At 72.0% G+C, this 19,026-nt stretch carries 14 protein-coding genes; 6 read left to right on the top strand and 8 right to left on the bottom strand.

Annotation, left to right across the window (positions count from 1 at the left end; genetic code table 11):
* Positions 1-2: 2 nt before the first annotated feature.
* Positions 3-878 (bottom strand): hypothetical protein, encoded by an 876-nt coding sequence (locus J2Z30_RS33290; RefSeq protein ID WP_044567756.1) that lies wholly within the window; start codon positions 876-878, stop codon positions 3-5.
* Positions 878-2,146 carry a VWA domain-containing protein gene (locus J2Z30_RS33285; RefSeq protein WP_044567754.1) on the bottom strand — a complete coding sequence of 423 codons (1,269 nt, stop codon included), beginning with the start codon at positions 2,144-2,146 and terminating at the stop codon, positions 878-880. Before J2Z30_RS33285 ends, J2Z30_RS33290 begins: the two co-directional genes overlap by 1 nt.
* Positions 2,147-2,314: 168 nt before the next feature.
* Here J2Z30_RS33285 and J2Z30_RS33280 point away from each other — a divergent pair, with 168 nt between their 5' ends.
* Together J2Z30_RS33280 and J2Z30_RS33275 are read left to right on the top strand one after the other, a co-directional pair.
* Positions 2,315-5,119 (top strand): alpha/beta fold hydrolase, encoded by a 2,805-nt coding sequence (locus tag J2Z30_RS33280; protein ID WP_044567752.1) that lies wholly within the window; start codon positions 2,315-2,317, stop codon positions 5,117-5,119.
* Positions 5,116-5,979 (top strand): ABC transporter permease, encoded by an 864-nt coding sequence (locus J2Z30_RS33275; protein WP_044567750.1) that lies wholly within the window; start codon positions 5,116-5,118, stop codon positions 5,977-5,979. The genes J2Z30_RS33280 and J2Z30_RS33275 overlap by 4 nt, the downstream gene beginning before the upstream one ends.
* An 83-nt stretch (positions 5,980-6,062) precedes the next feature.
* Here the strand turns inward: J2Z30_RS33275 and J2Z30_RS33270 are convergent, their stop codons facing one another.
* Positions 6,063-7,244 (bottom strand): FAD-dependent monooxygenase, encoded by a 1,182-nt coding sequence (locus J2Z30_RS33270; RefSeq protein WP_044567748.1) that lies wholly within the window; start codon positions 7,242-7,244, stop codon positions 6,063-6,065.
* A gap of 884 nt (positions 7,245-8,128) precedes the next feature.
* On the opposite strand from J2Z30_RS33270, the gene J2Z30_RS33265 reads away from it, so the two are divergent.
* The 3 genes from J2Z30_RS33265 to J2Z30_RS33255 all read left to right on the top strand — a co-directional run bounded on the left by J2Z30_RS33265 (position 8,129) and on the right by J2Z30_RS33255 (position 12,332).
* Positions 8,129-10,309 (top strand): glycosyltransferase, encoded by a 2,181-nt coding sequence (locus tag J2Z30_RS33265; protein ID WP_308280186.1) that lies wholly within the window; start codon positions 8,129-8,131, stop codon positions 10,307-10,309.
* Entirely contained in the window at positions 10,306-11,556 is a 1,251-nt protein-coding gene (locus tag J2Z30_RS33260) for an acyltransferase family protein (protein WP_044567747.1), read from the top strand. Before J2Z30_RS33265 ends, J2Z30_RS33260 begins: the two co-directional genes overlap by 4 nt.
* A gap of 170 nt (positions 11,557-11,726) precedes the next feature.
* Positions 11,727-12,332: a hypothetical protein gene (locus J2Z30_RS33255; RefSeq protein WP_044567745.1), complete on the top strand. Its 606-nt coding sequence runs from the start codon at positions 11,727-11,729 to the stop codon at positions 12,330-12,332.
* Between the two features lie 11 nt (positions 12,333-12,343).
* Here the strand turns inward: J2Z30_RS33255 and J2Z30_RS33250 are convergent, their stop codons facing one another.
* From J2Z30_RS33250 to J2Z30_RS33230, 5 genes are all read right to left on the bottom strand, one after another.
* Entirely contained in the window at positions 12,344-13,291 is a 948-nt protein-coding gene (locus J2Z30_RS33250; protein ID WP_245388713.1) for a lysozyme, read from the bottom strand.
* A gap of 82 nt (positions 13,292-13,373) precedes the next feature.
* Complete coding sequence (locus tag J2Z30_RS33245; protein WP_044567743.1) at positions 13,374-14,021, bottom strand: TetR/AcrR family transcriptional regulator; 648 nt, start codon at positions 14,019-14,021, stop codon at positions 13,374-13,376.
* Between the two features lie 10 nt (positions 14,022-14,031).
* Positions 14,032-16,194, bottom strand: a complete 2,163-nt coding sequence (locus J2Z30_RS33240) for a xanthine dehydrogenase family protein molybdopterin-binding subunit (RefSeq protein WP_044567741.1) — start codon at positions 16,192-16,194, stop codon at positions 14,032-14,034.
* Positions 16,191-17,192 carry an FAD binding domain-containing protein gene (locus tag J2Z30_RS33235; RefSeq protein WP_044567739.1) on the bottom strand — a complete coding sequence of 334 codons (1,002 nt, stop codon included), beginning with the start codon at positions 17,190-17,192 and terminating at the stop codon, positions 16,191-16,193. The genes J2Z30_RS33240 and J2Z30_RS33235 overlap by 4 nt, the downstream gene beginning before the upstream one ends.
* Positions 17,189-17,776, bottom strand: coding sequence for a (2Fe-2S)-binding protein (locus J2Z30_RS33230; protein WP_044567738.1), 588 nt, complete (start codon positions 17,774-17,776; stop codon positions 17,189-17,191). The genes J2Z30_RS33235 and J2Z30_RS33230 overlap by 4 nt, the downstream gene beginning before the upstream one ends.
* A gap of 50 nt (positions 17,777-17,826) precedes the next feature.
* Here J2Z30_RS33230 and J2Z30_RS33225 point away from each other — a divergent pair, with 50 nt between their 5' ends.
* Positions 17,827-18,978, top strand: a complete 1,152-nt coding sequence (locus J2Z30_RS33225) for an XdhC family protein (RefSeq protein WP_044567736.1) — start codon at positions 17,827-17,829, stop codon at positions 18,976-18,978.
* The last annotated feature ends 48 nt before the right edge of the window (positions 18,979-19,026 follow it).

Here is a 19,026-nt window from a genome sequence, read left to right as displayed (position 1 = left end):
GGTCAGATGTCGGATCCGGGACCGATCGGCGGGCGGCCCGGAGAGCGCGGCCCCCGGGTGAGGGTGTAACCGCCCACCCCGGCGAGCGCCGCCAGCGCCGCGCCGATCACGGTCCACACCCACCGGTCCGACCACCATCCGGAGCCCCAGCCGTCCTCCGGTTCGGCGACCGCGTGCGGGACCTCCCCGCCCTTGTCGTTCGGGGAATCCGAGGCCGTGTTGCCGTCGGGCGGCTCGGAGTCCGTCCCTGGGGCCGTTCCGGCCCGCAGTACCGGATTGAGCGGTGTCATGTCCCCGCCGTCGGCATGCGCCCCGCCCGCGTCCCGTACGGACGCCTCGACCTCGGCGTCGATCGGCAGCCCGAGATCCTGGGCGGGCAGATCGGCGACGGTGAGCCGCACGTAATACGCGCCCTGCAGAGGGTCGTTGGCCCAGCGCTCGGACCAGGACCGCACCTGGCGCAGGGTGCAGCTCACGGTGACCGTCCGGTCCTGCTGGGCCGCCCGGCGCGCCGGAGTGCCCGAGGCGCACGGCTGATGGCGGCGCAGACCGTCGTAGACATCCAGCTGCCAGGTGGCGCTGCCGTGCCGGCTCGAGGCGTCGGGCAGCTTCAGCTCCGCCTCGACCTCGGGGACCTGCCCGGCGGCGGCCGGGAACACCCAGTACAGATAGTCGCCGGTGGAGGCCGCCGCGGTGGCCTGCTGACCGGGCTCGAGCTCGGTGGCGGTGCGGAAGCTCGTCCCCGCCTCGGTGGGCGCCTCCGTGCCGCTCTTGCCGTCCGTGCCGTCCTTACCGTCCGCGGCGGCCGGTGCGGCGGCGGTCAGCCAGGTGGCGGCGCACAGAGTGAGCGCGGCGCCCAGGGTACGCAGGGCTCGCATCAGTTGGACCTCCAGACGGTGACACGCCAGCGGGCCAGCCGGCCCCACAGCAATCCCACGAGCAGCCCGCCCACGGTGAGCACGCCCAGCAGCACCCAGCCGCGGCCCAGGCCGAAGGCGGCCACGTCGGCGGGCGGATCGTCGTTGTCCACCACGTCGACGGCGAGCTCCACCGGAAGGCCCGGAGCGCGTTTGACGGAGGCGGGCGCGGAGAACGACTGGCTCAGCTCCACGCACACCGTCCGCGCCGTCCCGTCCTCGTCGTCGTCCACATCGGCGACCGGATAGCGCAGACCGCTGGAGATGACGTCCGTACGGCCACTGCCCGCCTCGCTGCCGCGCACCAGCTCCCGGCCGCCCGGGGTCACCGCCCGGACCAGCACGCCGTAGTCCGGGTCGACGGCGCGGTCCACGGCCACGCTCGCCGCTGCCCGCAGCTCCTGACCGGGCGCCACCCGCATCCGGTACCAGCGGTGTTCCCCGAAGCTCTCCCGGTCGCTGTAGAGGCCGGAGCCCAGGTAGGGGGCCTTCGCGCACTGTGCGGCGCCCCGCACCGGCGTGGGCGTCTCCACGGGCGTGTCGGCGGAGCGCCGGACCAGCTGCTTGATACGGCTGGAGAGCTGGTCCCGGTGCTGGATCGCCGTATACGTGCCACCGGTGGCCTCGGCGATACAGCTGAGCTGCTCGCGGACCTTGGGGTCCAGCGTCAGCCCGAGCGTGTCGACGACCAGGTGGGTTCCCTGTGCGGCCAGCTCCCGGGCCACATCACACGGGTCCGGCAGACCGCAGGAGTCCTCGCCGTCCGTGATCAGCACGATCCGGCGGGTCCCCTCGCCGCCGGAGAGGTCCTTGGACGCGCCGCGCAGCGCGAGCCCGATGGGCGTCCAGCCGGTGGGGCGCAGCGTGGCGACGGCCGCCTTGGCCTCCGTGCGGTCCACCTGGCCCACCGGGTAGAGCCGCTCGCTGTCCTGGCAGCCGGCCTTACGGTCCTTGCCGGGGTAATTGGCGCCGAGGGTGCGGATGCCCAGCCGCACCTCTTCGGGTGTGGCGTCCAGCACCTCGTTGAACGCCTGCTTCGCCGCCGCCATCCGGGTGTCGCCGTCGACGTCGCGGGCCCGCATGGAGCCGCTGACATCGAGCACCAGCTCGACCTTGGGGGAATCGGAAGCCGGTTCGCCGGCCATGGCGGCCGGAGGGGATATCAGGCCGCAGGCGAGGGCCGCGAGCAGCCCCAACGCGCCTGTCGCCAGACGTTTCTTTATGATCACCGGCGCATCCTATGGAGGATCGTCCGACTGATCCAAAAGCCCGAGCGCCACGGTCGGGGGCATACCGCGCCGGGTGTACGGGCGGTGTCCGGGTACTCCCCGGGGAGTGGACGAGAATCCGTCTGGTGTCAGCCGCGGCGTTTGACTCCTCCTCTTAGGGTTTCAGACATGGATCTCCGAAAGACCCGGCCGAGGGGCCGGCGCCTGGTCGCCGCCGTGGCCGCCGCGGTCCTCCTCGCGGGTGCGGGCACCTGGGCGGTCGCCGCCTCCGGCGGCCGGCCGGCCGTGCACCGCCAGGACCGCGTGCTGGACATGCCGGGCGCGCGCATCGACACCTCGTACTTCACCGCGGGCACCGGCCGCAGGCCCGCGGTCCTGCTCGGCCACGGTTTCGGCGGCAGCAAGGAGGACGTACGCGACCACGCCGAGGAACTCGCCCGCGACGGATACGCCGTGCTGACCTGGTCGGCGCGTGGCTTCGGCCGATCCACTGGGAAGATCGGGCTCAATGACCCGGACCACGAGGTGGCCGATGTCCGGCGGCTGATCGACTGGCTGGCGAAACGTCCCGAGGTGCGGCTCGACCACCAGGGCGACCCCCGGGTGGGCGTCGCCGGCGCCTCCTACGGCGGGGCGATCTCCCTGCTCGCCGCCGGATACGACCGCCGGGTGGACGCCATCGCGCCCGAGATGACCTACTGGAACCTCGCCGACGCGCTCTTCCCGAACGGCGTCTACAAGAAGCTCTGGGCCGGGCTGTTCTTCACCACCGGCTCGGCCCCCTTCGGCGGTGCTCAGGACGGCCAGGGCGACACCAGCGGCGCGGGCGGCGGCAGCGGGGGGATGGGCCCGGGAGGCCAGGGCGGCCAGTCGGGCGCGAACGGCGGGGCGGGCCAAGGAGCCCGGACGGACCCCGGAGCCGCGGACGGCGGGGGAGCGGCCGGGACGGGCCAGGGCCAGGGCTGCGGCCGCTTCGAGAAGCAGCTCTGCGAGATGTACGAGCGGGTCGCGGTCGCCGGAAAGCCCGACGCCGCCGCCCGCCGGCTGCTCGAGGCCCGCAGCCCGTCCGCCGTCGCCGACCGGATCAAGGTCCCCACGCTGATCCTCCAGGGGCAGGCCGACTCCCTCTTCCCCCTCGGCCACGCCGATGCCATGGCGAAGGCGATCCGGGCCACCGGGGCGCCGGTCGCCGTCGACTGGACGGCCGGCGGACATGACGGCGGCGACCGCGAGACCTCGCGGGTGGCGGCCCGCACCGACGCCTGGTTCGACCGCTACCTCAAGGGCGACAAGGGCACCGACACCGGACCCGCCTTCCGGGTCAGCCGCACCGGCGGCATCGACACCACCAACGGCGCGGTCCAGCTGCGCGGCGCCACCGGCGACCGCTACCCCGGCCTCGGCGACGGCGGCCGGCCGGTGGCGCTGCGCGGACGCGAGCAGTCGTTCGCCAACCCGCCCGGGGCGGGGCCGCCCTCCATCTCCAACGTGCCGGGCATCGCCGGACTGTCCCAGGCGTCCTCGCTCGGTGTCGGTCTCGCCCTCGACATCCCCGGCCAGTTCGCCCGGTTCGACTCGGAGCCGCTGCACCGGCCCCTGCGGATCACCGGATCGCCCGAGGTGAAGGTGCGGGTCAAGGCCGACACGGACGACGCCGTGCTCTTCGCCAAGGTCTACGACGTGGGACCGGACGGACGGCAGGTGCTGCCCGAGCAGCTGGTCGAGCCGCTGCGCGTCAACGGCGCCAAGCAGGGCCGTACCGTCACCGTGCGGCTGCCCGCCGTGGACCACGAGTTCATCGCGGGCCACCGGCTGCGGCTCGTGCTCGCCTCCACCGACCTCGGTTACGCCTCCCCGGACGAGCCCGCCACCTACACGGTCGGGCTCGCGGAGGGCGGTCTGACGGTGCCCACCGCACCCGGGGTGCACACCCAGCCCGCCCCGCTGCCCGCATGGGTGTGGGGGCTGCCGCTCGGCGCGGCCGTGGTGGCGCTCGCGCTGCTGCTGACCGGCAGACGGCGTACGGCCACTCCGCCGCCCGACCCCGAACTCGCCGACGTACCCCTGCAGATCACCGGTCTGAGCAAGCGCTACGCCAAGTCCGCCGACCGCTACGCGGTCCGCGACCTGTCCTTCCGCGTCGAGAAGGGGCAGGTGCTCGGGCTGCTCGGGCCCAACGGCGCGGGCAAGACCACCACCTTGCGGATGCTGATGGGGCTCATCGCCCCCGACGACGGCGAGATCCGGGTCTTCGGCCAGGCCATCAGGCCCGGCGCGCCCGTGCTCTCCCGCGTCGGCGCCTTCGTCGAGGGGGCGGGCTTCCTGCCGCATCTGACCGGCAGCGCCAACCTCGAGCTGTACTGGCGCGCCACCGGCCGTCCCGCCGCCGACGCCCATATCGAGGAGGCCCTGGAGATCGCGGGCCTGGGCAGCGCGCTGGAGCGTGCCGTACGCACCTACTCCCAGGGCATGCGGCAGCGGCTGGCCATCGCCCAGGCCATGCTGGGCCTGCCCGATCTGCTGATCCTCGATGAACCGACCAACGGCCTCGACCCGCCGCAGATCCGTGAGATGCGCGAGGTGATGATCCGGTACGCCGCCGAGGGGCGTACGGTGATCGTTTCCAGCCATCTCCTGGCGGAGGTCGAGCAGTCCTGCACCCATCTGGTCGTGATGGACCGCGGCCGGCTGGTCCAGGCGGGCCCGGTCGGCGAGATCACCGGTAACGGCGGCAGTGTGCTGGTGGGCCACGACGGCGAGCTGAGCGAGGCCCTGATGGGCAAGGTGGGCGCGCTGCCCGGGGTCCTCTCCGCCCGCCGCACCACCGACGGCCTGCTCGTCCAGCTCGACGGGACCACCCCGGCGCGGCTGCTCGCCGAGCTGGTGCGGCTGGAGGTCCCGGTGACCACCTTCGGGCCCAACCGGCGCCTGGAAGACGCCTTCTTGACGCTGATCGGAGGAGGATCCGCGTGAGCTCCCTTTCGCAGGTCACCGAGGTCGCGCCCGGCTACCGGGCCGGCCACACCCTGCCGCTGCGGGTCGAGGCCGTACGGCAGCTGCGCCGTCGCCGGACCCTGGTGATGGGCCTGGTGCTGGCCCTGCTGCCGGTCGTCCTCGTGGTCGCGTTCGCCATCGGCGGCGCCCCCGAGGGGCGGGAGAACCGGGTCACCCTGATGACCACGGCCACCGCCTCCGGCGCCAATCTCGCCGCCACCGCGCTGTTCGTCTCGGCCGCCTTTCTGCTGGTGGTGCCGGTCGCGCTGTTCTGCGGCGACACCGTGGCCTCAGAGGCCAGCTGGTCCTCGCTGCGCTATCTGCTGGCCGCGCCCGTGCCCCGGGCCAGGCTGCTGGTGAGCAAGCTGACGGTGGCCCTGGTGTTCAGCGCGGCCGCCATGGTGCTGCTGCCGCTGGTCGCGCTCGCGGTGGGCACCGTGGCGTACGGCTGGGGGCCGCTGCGGATGCCCACGGGCGGCGAGCTGCCGGTCGGGGACGCCCTCGTCCGGCTGGCCCTGGTGGTGCTGTACATCTTCCTGTCCCAGCTGGTCACGGCCGCCCTGGCATTCTGGCTCTCGACCGTCACGGACGCGCCGCTGGGCGCGGTGGGCGGGGCGGTGGGGCTCACCATCGTGGGCAATGTGCTGGACGCGGTCACGGCGCTCGGCTCCTGGCGCGACTTCCTGCCCGCGCACTGGCAGTTCGCGTGGGCGGACGCACTCCAGCCCCATATGGAGTGGGGCGGAATGGTGAAGGGCGTCTCGGTGTCCGTCGCGTACGCCCTGGTGCTCGTCGCGTTCGCCTTCCGCGGCTTCGGCCGCAAGGACGTGGTGTCCTAGCCCGGCCACGGATGCTGACCCGGCCACGGCTCCCGCTCTCGGCCCGGCTCCGGCTCATGGCCCGGCCACGGCGCCGGGCCGGGTCAGTAGTCCTTGAGGGCGTAGGAGTTGACCACCTCGTAGAAGCTGTCGTCGATATTGGTCGGGTTGGTGTCGGGCTCCTGCCCGGCCGCTGCGTCCTGCGCCTGCTTCCGGGCCATGTTGTCCAGCGCGAGCTGCTGGTTGGCCGCCACATAGCCCCGCAGCTCGTGCTCGTAGGCGGCGAAGGCCGCGGTGTGGTCGCCGCCCGCGGCCTTGAGCTCGCCCGCCAGTACATAGGCGCCGACCACGGCCACGCTGGTGCTCTGCCCGGACGCCGGCGAGCCGCAGTATCCGGCGTCGCCGACCAGGGCCACCCGGCCACGGGACCAGGAGTCCATGTGGATCTGGGCCGTCGCGTCGAAGTGGAAGTCCGGCGCCCCCCACATGTACTCCAGCAGCCGTGGCATCTCCCAGCGCGCGTGCCGGTACCGCTCCGCCACCAGCTGCTTCTGCTCCGAGACGGACCGGGAGCCGAGGAACGTGGCGGGCGGTTCCTCGGAGTCGACACCGATGTAGACCCGGGCCTCGGCGTTGTCGCGGACACTCATCATCATGCCGTCCCAGACGTCCCCGGCCATCTGGTAAATGACCTCCCAGCGGTCGAGGCCCAGATAGTTCGGCACCGTCCACACGCCCAGATAGCCCCCCAGATGGCGGAGGAAGTCCTCCTCCGGGCCGAAGACCAGCGCCCGGGTGGAGGAGTGCACCCCGTCGGCCGCCACCACGATGTCGAAGGCGCGCGCACCGCCCCGGTGGAAGGTGACCGCCACCTCGTCGGGCCCCTGGACGAGCGAGGCGATCGAATCGTTGAAGAGATACTCGATCCCGTCGCCGCCCGCGGCCATCAGCACCGAGGACAGATCGTCCCGCAGGATCTCGATGTCGGAGCTGTTGAGATCCCCGCCACTCGCGGTCCGCTCGGTGGTGCTGAACAACTCCTTTCCGTCGTCGTCGACCATCGACATGCCGCGCAGCCCGGTGCGGCGCGCCCGGATCTCCTCCAGTACGCCCATCCGCTCGCACACCTCGAGCGCCGGGCCCCGTACGTCGATCGCCTGCCCGCCTGGCCGCGGCCGCGCGGCGCGCTCCACGACGGTGACCTGGAAGCCGTAACGATCCAGCCAGTGGGCGAGCGCGGGCCCGGCGATACTGGCCCCGGAAATCAGAACCCGTGCATTCCGCATGGTGTTGTCCCTTCCGAATTCAACCACCGAATGTGGTGCCTCGAAAAAGACTGGCCGGAGCCGCCGACACCGCACCGACGCGGCACCGACACCGGGTCGATGACACGCCGACGCGGTACCGACAGGGCTCCGACACCCCGGTGTCGCGGGGGAGTTGGGCGTGGCCGGGGTCGATCGGTGGGCGAACGGAACTCTCTCATCGGTTAATGAGAGTGTTACTTCGATGTGTTGTGTGGTTCCGTAGTGATCGATGAGACTGGGGATTCCGACCGGTCAGCCCAAAAGATCGGTCGCCCCGCACTGGTGATGTTCGGTCCGCCCCCCACGATCCGAACAGGATGGGACCTAATGCGCAATTCGCTGGAGCACGCCCGCGTGATCCCCGCCGCCGTCGTGCCCGTCTGTCCGAGACCCCGCCGGAGATCTCACCTCTCCCCGCGCGGATCGGACACGGTCGCGGCGTAGCCGCCTCTCACCACTCACCGAACGGCGGATCGCCCCGGCCTTCCCGGCGACGCCGTCCTCCGGCCTGCCCGTAGGCGCCCGCACCTGTGCACATGCCTGCGGGTCACGTGGTCTGCCATGGCCACGTGGCCTGTCATGACCACGCGTCTGTCATGGCCATGTGGTCTGTATGGCCACGCGGTCTGTCATGACCCCGGCCGGAACGTCCGCGTGCCCACGGCCCGTTCGGTGACGCACCCCCCACGAAAGGAACCCCTCAGGTGCTTACTTCGCACCACCCACGATCACGCGAACCCCAGCAACCCGTGCCCGCCGCTCGCGGCGGCGTGGCGGGACCGAGCGGGCACGTGCTGGCGGTTGGCGAACCGGGCCCCAGGCTCGACCGGCTGACACGGACACTCGTCTCCACCGGGCATGAGGTGAGCCATGCGGAGCCCGGCGATGTCAGCCGACAGATGCGGCACTCCCCGCCGGACGCGATCGTCGCCCTGGACGACGCCGACGACGGACTGGACCTGATACGCGAGGTCCGCGCCGTCCCCGCGGGACGGGCGCTCCCCCTGCTGATGGTCACCTCCGACCCCGGTCCCACCGGTGTCGCCGACATGCTGCGCGGCGGCGCCGACGACTGTGTGGCGGAGACCTCCGACCCGGTCGAGCTCTCCGCCCGCATCGAGGCCAAGCTGCGCCGGGTCCCGGTCCCCGTCGAGAACCTGCTGCTCGACCCGCGCACCGGCCTGTACTCCCAGCCCCACTTCCTGGGTGAGCTCGACCGGGAGCTCAAGCGGGTCGACGACAGCCGCACCGGTGGCGTCGTCGCCATGGTGGGCGTGGCCGAGAGCGCCGCCCTCGAGGCCCGGCTGGGGCCGCGGGTGCGCCGTGAGGTCGCCGAACGTCTCGCGGGAGTCGCCGAGAAGCTGGGCGGCGTCTGCGACCGGCTCGGCTGGGACGACGAAGGCCATCTGCTGATGCTGATGCCCGGTGTGGACGAGGACACCGCGCGCCGCGAACTGCAGAACTTCGCCAACGCCGTGGCCGGGACCCGCTTCGTGGTCGCCGATGAGAACGTGCGGCTGACCCCGGCGATCGGATGGACCCCGCTGGCCGACTGCGCGGACCGCGCCCAGGCCGTCGCCAACGCCCGGAACGCGGTCGAGGAGTCGATCTGCCACCGGGATCTGCGGCCGGTCAAGTACGCGGCGTGGATGCGCGGCACCCACCGGCGCAGCCGCCGTACCCTCGCCACCGCGCTCCGCACCCTGCTGTCGGCGCTCTCGCCCGTCCTGGTGCTCCTCTTCGGAGTGGGCATCCCGTTCGTCTTCTACCAGCAGATGTACGAACTGGGCTGGGACGTCGGCTCGGCCGCGTACTGGGTCGTGGTGTCCGGTCTGGTGCTCTCGGCCGTGCTGATCGTGCTGGAGTGCCTCTTCTCGCTCGACGCCAAACCCCGGCCCGAACGCCCGGCGCAGCCGTATCCACCGGCCAGCGCCGTCATCGCCGCGTATCTGCCCAATGAGGCCGCGACCATCGTCGACACCATCGAGTCCTTCCTGCGCCTGGACTACCCCAACGAGCTGGAGATCGTGCTCGCGTACAACACGCCGCACCCCATGCCCGTCGAGGAGACCCTGCGGGATATGGCCCGCCGCGATCCGCGGCTGGTGCTGATGCCGGTGGCGGGCAGCACCTCCAAGGCGCAGAACGTCAACGCCGCGGTCACCCGGGTGCGCGGTGAGTTCGTCGGCATCTTCGACGCGGACCACCATCCGGTGCCGGACGCCTTCCAGCACGCCTGGCACTGGCTCTCAGGCGGCTACGACGTGGTCCAGGGCCACTGCGTGATCCGCAATGGCGAGAGCTCCTGGGTCTCCAAGCTGGTGGGCGTGGAGTTCGAGGCCATCTACGCGGTCAGCCACCCCGGCCGGACCCGGCTCTACACCTTCGGTGTCTTCGGCGGCTCCAACGGCTTCTGGCGCACCGATCTGCTCGCCCGGACCCGGATGCACGGCACGATGCTCACCGAGGACATCGACTCCACGATGCGCGCCCTGCACGAGGGCGCCCGGATCGCCACCGACCGCACGCTCATCTCGCGCGAGCTGGCGCCCACCACCCTCAAGGCGCTGTGGAACCAGCGGTCGCGCTGGGCCCAGGGCTGGCTCCAGGTGTCGCTGAAGTACCTGTGGCGGGGCTTGCGTTCCCCGGCCTTCACCACCCGCCAGAAGGCGGGGCTGCTGGTGCTGCTGGGGTGGCGGGAGATCCAGCCGTGGCTGACCCTGCAGATCCTGCCCGTGCTGCTGTACTCGGCGTGGCGCGCCGGGGGAGTGGACCATCTCGACTGGGCGGTGCCGGTCTGCCTGCTGGCCACCCTGTTCACGCTGTCCGCCGGGCTGGTGCAGGCGCTGTTCGCGTGGCGGCTCGCGGTGCCCGAACTGCGCCGCCGCAAGGCGTGGTTCTGGCGGTATCTGCTGGTGTCCACCGTCTTCTACAGCCACTTCAAGAACATCGTGGCCCGTCAGTCGCTCCTCAAGGAGCTGCTGCGGGACCGCCAGTGGCGGGTCACTCCGCGCCCCGGTGACAAGGCGGTGAAGCGGACATGAGCACGGTGTCCACGGCCATCGCGCCCACCACCGCACCCCGGGCGGTCAACGGCACACCCGCCAAGGGCGCGCCCTCGCGGAACCGGATGAGCCAGGAGATCCAGGGCCTGCGGGGAATGGCGGCGCTCCTCACCGTCGTCTTCCACGTCTGGCAGCAGTACTACACCTACGACCGGGACGGCGCCCACTCACCGGTGCCCAACCGGTACGCGAACGCTCTGGTGTCGCTGGAGGTCATCGACCTCTTCTTCGTGCTGTCCGCGTATCTGCTGACACTGTCCTACGCACGGGCGGCCATCGAGGGGGGCTCGACCCGGCCCGGCCGGGTCTTCCTCTTCCGGCGGGCCATCCGGATCGTCCCGCTGTACTTCCTGGCGGTGACGTTCGTCTGGGCCACCCGCAACCCCACGCTGCCCGGCGAGTGGTCCGATCTGCTGCACCATCTCACCTTCACCCAGGTCTTCGACCAGGAGCAGATCTTCTACACCATCGGGCCCACCTGGTCGTTGTCACTGGAAATCATGTTCTATGTGGCGCTGGTGGGGCTCGGCCCGCTGGCCGTCCGCGCCTGCCGTCCGCTGCGCCGGAGGGCCTCCCGGGTGGCGGTGTGCGCGGTGGGCTGTGCCCTGCTGTACATCGGTCCGTTCATCTGGATCGCGGTCGCCCGCTACGGGCTGGATATCCCGCACACCGAATGGCCGGTGTACTTCGGACCGCAGGCCCGCTTCGGCGGGTTCGCGGCGGGCATGGGCCTCGCCGTGGCGATGATCGCCCTCGGCGACCGCGGACGGCTCGACGCGAAGGTGGCGATCCCGCTGCGGGCGGCCGCCCTCGTAGGGCTGTACATGCTGTCCTACTCCGGTACGGAGGCGGAGGACTTTCCCACCACCTTCTACCATCCGCTGTCCGCCCTGCTGTGGATGCTGCTGCTGTACAGCACCATCCATGTGCGGCGGCAGGGGCGGTGGCACTCATGGCTCACGGCCCGCTGGCTCACCGGTGTCGGCCTCGCCAGCTACAGCCTCTTCGTCTGGCATGAGCCGATCATGCTGGGCCTGTACAACGCGGGGCTGCTGCCGCCCGACGGCCAGTCGGGCTTCCCGTCGGCTGTGGTCATCGTGCTGGTGGTGGCCGTGGCCGCCGCCGCGGTGAGCTACTGGGCCATCGAGTACCCGGCGAGCCTGCTCGGGAAGCTCAAGGACGGCAAGGGCCGTCCGCGCGACTTTTATCCGGAAGCCGCGCGCTAGCCAGGAACACACGTTCCCCGGTGTACGGGTGGCCGTACACCGGGGGGCGGTGGTTATCATCTGGCTGGTTCTTTACTCTGTAACACGTGTGCGTCGGACATCAGTTCCGCTGGGAATCGGGCTTCCGGGGCACCCCACCCAACTCATGCCATAACGGGGAGACCAGCGAAATGGGTCGACACAGCCGACCGACCGCCGCACAGCAGGCGCGCACCACGACGCTCAAGGCGGCCACTGCCCTCGGAGTGGCCGGAACCATAGCCATCGGTCTCCACTCGACGCTCGACGGTGACAAGTCCGTGCAGGCCCGCTCCGATGTGAACGCACAGCAGGCGCAGGCGCCCGAGATCGAGCCCACCGCTGACAACACGCCCTCGCAGAGCCATGTCGCGCCCAGCGAGTCCACCAAGCCGAAGCTGATCTCCGATCACACCGACGCCGCCACCCCCGGTGGCGGTCGTGCGGACCGGAGCGCCGGCACACCGCGGCACGCCGCCCCGGCCACCCCGGACGCGGCCCCCTCCAAGGCCGCGCCCACCATGGCGCACACCGCCCCCGCGCAGCGGGACGACCAGGTGCCCTCGTCGCCCTCCTCACCGAGCGAGACGACTCCGAGCGCCGACCCGACCACCCCGTCGCAGCAGCCCAGTCAGCCGTCGCAGACCCCCGGCCAGGACGGTCATCACGGCAAGGGCGTAGTGGGCGGACTGGTGGACGGTGTCGGCGACACCCTGGACGGGGTGCTCGGCGGGGTCGGCGGTGTGCTCGGCGGCTGAGCGCCGCCGCCTCACCCCGTGGCCAGCGCCTTGAGGCCCGCCAGGCTTCCGTTGAACCGGTTGTGGTCACCCACCAGCGGTCCGCTGGAGGTGTACTGCCACAGGGTGTGGGTCTTCCAGCCGGCCGGCAGCGGCCCGGGGGTGGCGGCGTACCGCGCCAGCCACAGCGGGTTCCGCTCGGCGAAGGCGGCGCTGTCGCCGGTGCACGTCTGCCACCAGCCGGTGGCCGTGTAGATCACCGGTTGGCGTCCGGTGCGCTCCTTGACCCGCGTGGTGAAATCGCCGATCCAGTTCACGATCTGGGAGGCGGTCAGGCCGTAGCAGGTTGCTCCGTACGGGTTGTACTCGAGGTCCAGGACGGGTGGCAGCGTCCTGCCGTCGTCCGACCAGTCGCCGCCGCCCGTGACGAAGAAGTCCGCCTGACGGGTGCCACTGGAGCGGTCCGGCAGGGCGAAGTGGTAGGCGCCGCGGATCATGCCCTGCTGGAAGGATCCGTTGTACTGCGAGGCGAACGAGGGGTTCTTGTACGTCGTGCTCTCGGTGGCCTTCACATAGGCGAATCGGACGTTGTCGTCCCACAGGGCCGCCCAGTCGACCGAACCCTGGTGGTCGCTGACGTCCACGCCCTCCACCGAGGCCGCTCTGGTGGCCCGGGGCGTGGCCCCGGGGTCGGTTTTCTCGTGGCGGGCGATGGTCGAGCCCATCCAGTCCCGCTCGGGGTGCGGGACGGACGCTGCGGGGGCCGGGCCGTTGCCGGCGTCGGCGTCGGGGTCGGGGTCGGTCGTCGAGGCCGTGGCCGGTACGAGGGTGGCGAGGACGGCGGCGGTGACCGCCACTCCGAGTCCGCCGATGGCGTAGGGCGAGCGCAGACGCGAAGGCGCCCGGTGGGCGCCCTTGGAGCCTGTTTCGTATCCCCGGCCGGGGATACGAAACAGGCCCTTACCGGATTTTAGGGACATCTGTTCCTCCGATCCGTTCCGCATCGACGGTATGCGCGCCGAACGAAGAACGTGAAGCGGAACGGGAAATTCTGCCCCTCCGTCAGCGGTCCCGGCCCTCCTCGCCGACCGGCCCGGACGGCACGCCGTAGCCCGCCACCAGCGCCCTCGCGGCCCGGGTCGCCCGGATGGCGACCTCCTCGACCACGTCATCCGGATCGCCGAACTTCCCTTCCAGCAATTGGGCGACATAGCCGCGGGCGAGCGCGTGCAGGGCGTCGAGCAGCGCCACGGCCGTCGCCGCGGCCTCGCCCGGGGCGACCACCTCGAAGGCGCTCGGCAGCAGCAGGTCCACGAACTCCCTGCTGCTGTCCCGCAGCTCCGGATGGATGGCCCGCAGCTCCGGCGCGAAGAGGATGTCCAGCCCGCCGCGGTAGCGGGCCGCCGCGCGTACGAAGGTGCCCGCCACCGTCGCCAGCCGCTCCTGGGGGGATCCGACGTCGGCCACCCTGTCCAGGTAGATGGCCCGCAGCCGCCGCGAGACCTCCAGGGCGGCGGCCGCGACCAGCGCGTCACGGTCGGCGAAGTGGCGGTACGGCGCACCGGGGCTCACACAGGTGCGGCGCGCGGCCTCCGCCACGGAGAAGCCGCGCACTCCGACCTCGTCGATGATCTCCAGGGTCGTCTGCACCAGGGCGGCGGCCAGGTCGCCGTGGTGGTAGGTGGCGCGTCCCTTCGGGGTGGGTGCCATTCGGGTGACCCTACCCGACCCTTGATTCCGGCTCACCCGCCCCTGGCCTGCGCCTTTCGGTGCGGCGGGCGGCCCGCAGCGCGTCCCGCGAGCGCTCGATGCGGATCGGCAGATCCCGCACCCGCTCTCCGGTGGCATGGTGGAAGGCGTTGCCGATGGCCGCCGCCGCGCCCACGATGCCCAGTTCGCCGATGCCCTTGGCGCCCACCGGATTGGTGGTGTTGTCGTCCTCCTCCAGCAGCACCACGTCCAGTCGCGGAACGTCGGCGTGGGCGGCGATGTGATAGCCCGCGAAGTCATGGTTGGCGAAGTCGCCGAAGACCGGATCGACCTCGCCGATCTCCAGCAGCGCCATCGAAAGACCCATCGTCATGGCCCCGAGGAACTGGGAGCGCGCGGTGTGCGGATTGACGATCCGCCCGGCCGCGAACACCCCCAGCATCCGGTCCACCCGGATCTCACCGGTGTCGCCGTCCACCCGCACCTGGGCGAACTGCGCCCCGAAGGTGTGCCGCGACAGATCCGCCCGCCGCGCCAGATCCTCGGCGGTGTCGGCCACCACCTCCAGACCGCCGTCCGGGACCACACCTCCGTAGGCGTCCAGCTCCTTCAGAAGCGCACGGCACGCCTTGTCCACCGCCCAGCCCCATGAGGCGGTGCCGAGCGAACCGCCCGCGAACGGCGCCATGCCCAGCGACGCACGCCCGATCTCCAGCCGCAGCCGCGACAGCGGAATGCCGAGCGCGTCCGCCGCCACTTGGGTGAGGGCGGTACGGGCGCCCGTGCCGAGGTCGGCCGCGCCGATGCGCACCCGGTACGTCCCGTCCTCCTCGGCACGCGCCACCGCGGAGGAGGGGAAGGTGTAGTCCGGGTGATGCGAGGCGGCCACACCGGTGCCGAGCAGCCAGCGCCCCTCGCGCCGGACCCCGGGCGCCGGATCGCGGCGCTCCCAGCCGAAGCGGGCCGCGCCCTCGCGCAGACAGGCGACCAGATTGCGGCTGCTGAACGGCTTGCCGCTCTCCGGGTCGGTCTCCGGCTCGTTGCGGATCCGCAGCTCGACCGGGTCCATGCCCAGCGCCCCGGCCAGCTCGTCCACGGCCGACTCCAGCGCGAACATCCCCGGGGTGTGGCCGGGGGCACGGAACCAGGCGGGCGTCATCACATCGAGCGGTGCCACCTTCACCGTCGTACGTGCGTGGGGCGCCGCGTACATCATCCGCGTCGAGGACACCGTCTGGTCGGCGAACGGCACCTGGGCCGAGCGCTGCTGCACCGACTCGTGCTGGATCACCGTCAGCCGGCCGTCGCGCTCGGCGCCCAGCCGCACCCGCTGGATCGTGGGGGAGCGGTAGGGGATCAGCTGGAACATCTGCTGCCGGGTCAGGGCGATCTTCACCGGCCGCTCGACGGCCCGCGCGGCGAGCGCCGCCAGCACCGTCGGCGAGCGCGGGATGCCCTTGGACCCGAAGCCCCCGCCGATGTACTCGGCCACGACCTCCACCGCGCCCAGCTCGATCCCGAACAGCGCGGACATCAGCTGCGCGCTCATATAGGGGCCTTGGTCGGAGTTGAACAGCGTCAGCCGGTCCTCGTCCCACACCGCGATGGTGGCATGCGGCTCCATCGGGCTCGGATGCTCCACCGGAGTGGTGTACGTGGCGTCCACCCGCACCGGGGCAGTGGCCCAGGCGCCATCCGCGTCACCGCGCTCCACCAGGCCCGGACTGCCGTCGGTCACCGTCTCGGCGACCTCCAGCCGCTCGTCGTCGGCGCGCAGCACCACATCGTGCGGCTCCCGCTCATAGCCGACCCGGACCGCCGCCGCGCCCTCGCGGGCCGCCTCCAGCGAGGTGGCCACCACGGCGGCCACGATCTGACCGTGGTACGCCACCTGAGGCGACTGCAGCACGAAGAGGTCCGCGCTCGCCTCCGCCTCGGCGTTCAGCCGCGGGGTGTTGGTGTGGTCGAGCACCGTCAGCACACCGGGCAGGGCCAGCGCCGGGGCCGGGTCCACCTCCGTCACCCGGCCGCGGGCGATGGTGGCCTGCACCGGCCATACGTAACTGACGTCCCGGGTGGGGAACTCATAGGCGTAGCGCGCCGCGCCGGTCACCTTGTCCAGGCCGTCGACCCGGGTCACCGGGGCGCCGATGCTCTGTTCGACGGTGGTCATGCGCGATCCCTCCTCGCGACGAGGTCGCGGACGCCCGCGACGATCAGATCAGTGGCCAGGTCGACCTTGAAGGCGTTGTCGGGAAGTGGCCGCGCCTCGGCCAGCTCGGCCATCGCCGCCTCGCGCAGCGTCTCCTCGTCCGGCCGGGCGCCGCGCAGCCGCTCCTCGGCGATCCTTGCGCGCCACGGCCGCGGCGCCACCCCGCCGAGCGCGATCCGCACGTCCCGCAGCGAGCCGTCCTCGGCCACGGACACCGCGGTGGCGACGCTCACCAGCGCGAAGGCGTACGACCAGCGGTCGCGCACCTTGCGATAGCGCATCCGAGCACCTCGCGGCGGCGGGGGCAGCTCCACGGCGGTGATGAGGTCGCCGTGGTCCAGGACGGTCTCCCGGTGCGGTGTGTCGCCGGGCAGCAGATACAGCTCCGCCACCGGAACGGTGCGCGAGCCGCCGTCCACCGACCGCACGTGTGCCACCGCGTCGAGCGCCACCAGCGCCACCGCCATGTCGGAGGGGTGGGAGGCCACGCAGTGGTCGGAGGTGCCCAGCACGGCCAGATCCCGGTGCGCGCCCCGGAGCGCCGGACACCCGGTGCCCGGCTCGCGCTTGTTGCACGGCTTGGTCACGTCCTGGAAGTACCCGCAGCGGGTGCGCTGCAGCAGGTTGCCGCCCACCGTGGCGACCGTGCGCAGCTGCCCGGAGGCCCCCGCCAGCAGCGCCTGGGACAGCAGCGGGAAACGCTCACGGATGCCCGGATCGCCCGCCAGCGCGCCGTTGCGCACGGTGGCGCCGATGAGCACGGAGCCGTCCTCGCGGTGCTCGACCCGGTCGTAGGGCAGCCGGGAGACGTCGATGAGCAAACCCGGGTCGGTGACGCCGAGCTTCATCAGGTCCACCAGATTGGTGCCACCGCCGAGATAGGTGGCATCGGGGCGCTGGGCGATCAGCGTGGCCGCCTCGGCGGCGTCACCCGCGCGGGCGTAGGCGAACTCCTTCATCGGGCGCCTCCGACGGTGGCCGTGTCCTGGGTGTCCTGGGCGCCCGCGGCCTCCAGCACGGCCTCGACTATCCCGTTGTACGCGCCGCAGCGGCACAGGTTGCCGCTCATGCGCTCGCGCACCTCCCGCGCGTCGAGCGCCGAGACATCCGCCACCCCGGTGGCGGTGTCCTCGGTGACATGGCTGGGCCAGCCGCGCCCCGCCTCGCCCAGCGCCCCGATGGCGGAGCAGATCTGGCCCGGGGTGCAATAGCCGCACTGGAGGCCGTCGTGGTCGAGGAAGGCGCGCTGCACCGGGTGGAGCTCCCCGCCCTCCGAGAGGGCCGCCACGCCCTCGATGGAGACGATCTCGCGCTCCTCGGCGGTCACCGCGAACATCAGGCAGCTGTTCACCCGCTCACCGTCCACCAGCACCGTGCAGGCCCCGCACTGACCGTGGTCACAGCCCTTCTTGGTGCCCGTGAGGCCCAGCCGCTCGCGCAGCACATCGAGCAGGGTCGTCCGGTTGTCGATGGTCAGGGAGTGGGGCGTGCCGTTGATCCGCAAGGTGATGTCGCTACTCGGTGAGTGATGTGAGAGGCTCATACATTGAATGTATCAACCTCTTACATCCGTGGCGAGGAGATATGAATTCCATGCGGGACGTCGTAGCGCAGATGCACCGATGGTGGGGCCAGGGCGAGCCGTTCGCCCGTGCCACGGTGGTGGCGACCTGGCATTCCTCGCCGCTGCCGCCCGGGACGTCCATGCTGGTCGGCCCAGACGGCGCGGCGATCGGCAGCGTCTCCGGCGGCTGTGTCGAGGGTGCCGTCTATGAACTGGCCCAGGAGGTGACCGACAGCGGCAGGCCCGTGCTGGAGCGCTATGGCGTCAGCGACGACGACGCCTTCGCGGTCGGGCTGACCTGCGGCGGGATCATCGATGTCTATGTGGAGCGGATCGACCCCGCGGGCTTCCCCGAACTGGGCGAGGTGGCCGGGGCGGTGGCCGCCGGGGAGCCGGTGGCCGAGGTGATCTGCGTGGCCGTCGACGGGCCCGACCCGGAGGGACGGCTGGGCCGCCGGCTGGTCGTACGGCCCGAGTCCACCTCCGGATCCCTCGGCTCCGGGCGGCTGGACGCGGCCGTTGCCGAGGACGCGCGCGGACTGCTGGCCGGCGGGCGCACCGAGACCCTGGCTTACGGCTACGACGGCGTCCGCATGGACGAGGAGCTCACCCTGTTCGTCTCGGTCCACGCCACCCCGCCGCGGATGCTGGTCTTCGGCGCAGTGGACTTCGCGGCGGCCATGGCCCGGATCGGCGCGTACCTCGGCTACCACGTCACCGTGTGCGACGCCCGGCCGGTCTTCGCCACCCCGCGGCGCTTCCCCGAGGCACACGAGGTGGTGACCGACTGGCCGCACCGCTATCTGCGCGCCGAGGCGGAGGCGGGCCGGATCGACGAACGCACGGTGGTCTGTGTGCTCACCCACGACCCCAAGTTCGACGTGCCGCTGCTGGAGGTCGCCCTGCGCCTGCCGCTGGCCTACGTCGGCGCCATGGGCTCCCGCCGCACCCACGACGACCGGCTCCGCCGGCTGCGCGCCACCGGTCTCGGCGAGCAGGCGCTGGCCAAGCTCGCCTCACCGATCGGTCTGGACCTCGGCGCCCGTACCCCGGAGGAGACCGCCGTCAGCATCGCGGCCGAGATCATCGCCGACCGCTGGGGCGGCAGCGGCACCCGGCTGGCCTCCCTCAGCGGCAGCATCCACGGTCAGGAGCCGATGCGGCCCGCGGCCGGAGGCTGAGACGGGGCCACGGCTCGGGCCGGAGATCGTCACAATGGTTCCCGGCCC

This window comes from Streptomyces iranensis (assembly GCF_017874715.1).
GTDB classification, from domain to species: domain Bacteria; phylum Actinomycetota; class Actinomycetes; order Streptomycetales; family Streptomycetaceae; genus Streptomyces; species Streptomyces iranensis.
The sequence above is the reverse complement of the archived record's forward strand: the minus strand, read 5'-3'. Positions and strand labels throughout refer to the sequence as shown.

What these genes read in the sequence shown, in the direction of transcription:
- J2Z30_RS33255 (WP_044567745.1), top strand. Translation starts at nt 11,727, where the DNA reads ATGGGTCGACACAGCCGACCGACCGCCGCACAGCAGGCGCGCACCACG.
- J2Z30_RS33240 (WP_044567741.1), bottom strand. Translation starts at nt 16,194, where the DNA reads ATGACCACCGTCGAACAGAGCATCGGCGCCCCGGTGACCCGGGTCGAC.
- J2Z30_RS33225 (WP_044567736.1), top strand. Translation starts at nt 17,827, where the DNA reads ATGCGGGACGTCGTAGCGCAGATGCACCGATGGTGGGGCCAGGGCGAG.
- J2Z30_RS33245 (WP_044567743.1), bottom strand. Translation starts at nt 14,021, where the DNA reads ATGGCACCCACCCCGAAGGGACGCGCCACCTACCACCACGGCGACCTG.
- J2Z30_RS33270 (WP_044567748.1), bottom strand. Translation starts at nt 7,244, where the DNA reads ATGCGGAATGCACGGGTTCTGATTTCCGGGGCCAGTATCGCCGGGCCC.
- J2Z30_RS33260 (WP_044567747.1), top strand. Translation starts at nt 10,306, where the DNA reads ATGAGCACGGTGTCCACGGCCATCGCGCCCACCACCGCACCCCGGGCG.
- J2Z30_RS33235 (WP_044567739.1), bottom strand. Translation starts at nt 17,192, where the DNA reads ATGAAGGAGTTCGCCTACGCCCGCGCGGGTGACGCCGCCGAGGCGGCC.
- J2Z30_RS33290 (WP_044567756.1), bottom strand. Translation starts at nt 878, where the DNA reads ATGCGAGCCCTGCGTACCCTGGGCGCCGCGCTCACTCTGTGCGCCGCC.
- J2Z30_RS33280 (WP_044567752.1), top strand. Translation starts at nt 2,315, where the DNA reads ATGGATCTCCGAAAGACCCGGCCGAGGGGCCGGCGCCTGGTCGCCGCC.
- J2Z30_RS33250 (WP_245388713.1), bottom strand. Translation starts at nt 13,291, where the DNA reads ATGTCCCTAAAATCCGGTAAGGGCCTGTTTCGTATCCCCGGCCGGGGA.
- J2Z30_RS33230 (WP_044567738.1), bottom strand. Translation starts at nt 17,776, where the DNA reads ATGAGCCTCTCACATCACTCACCGAGTAGCGACATCACCTTGCGGATC.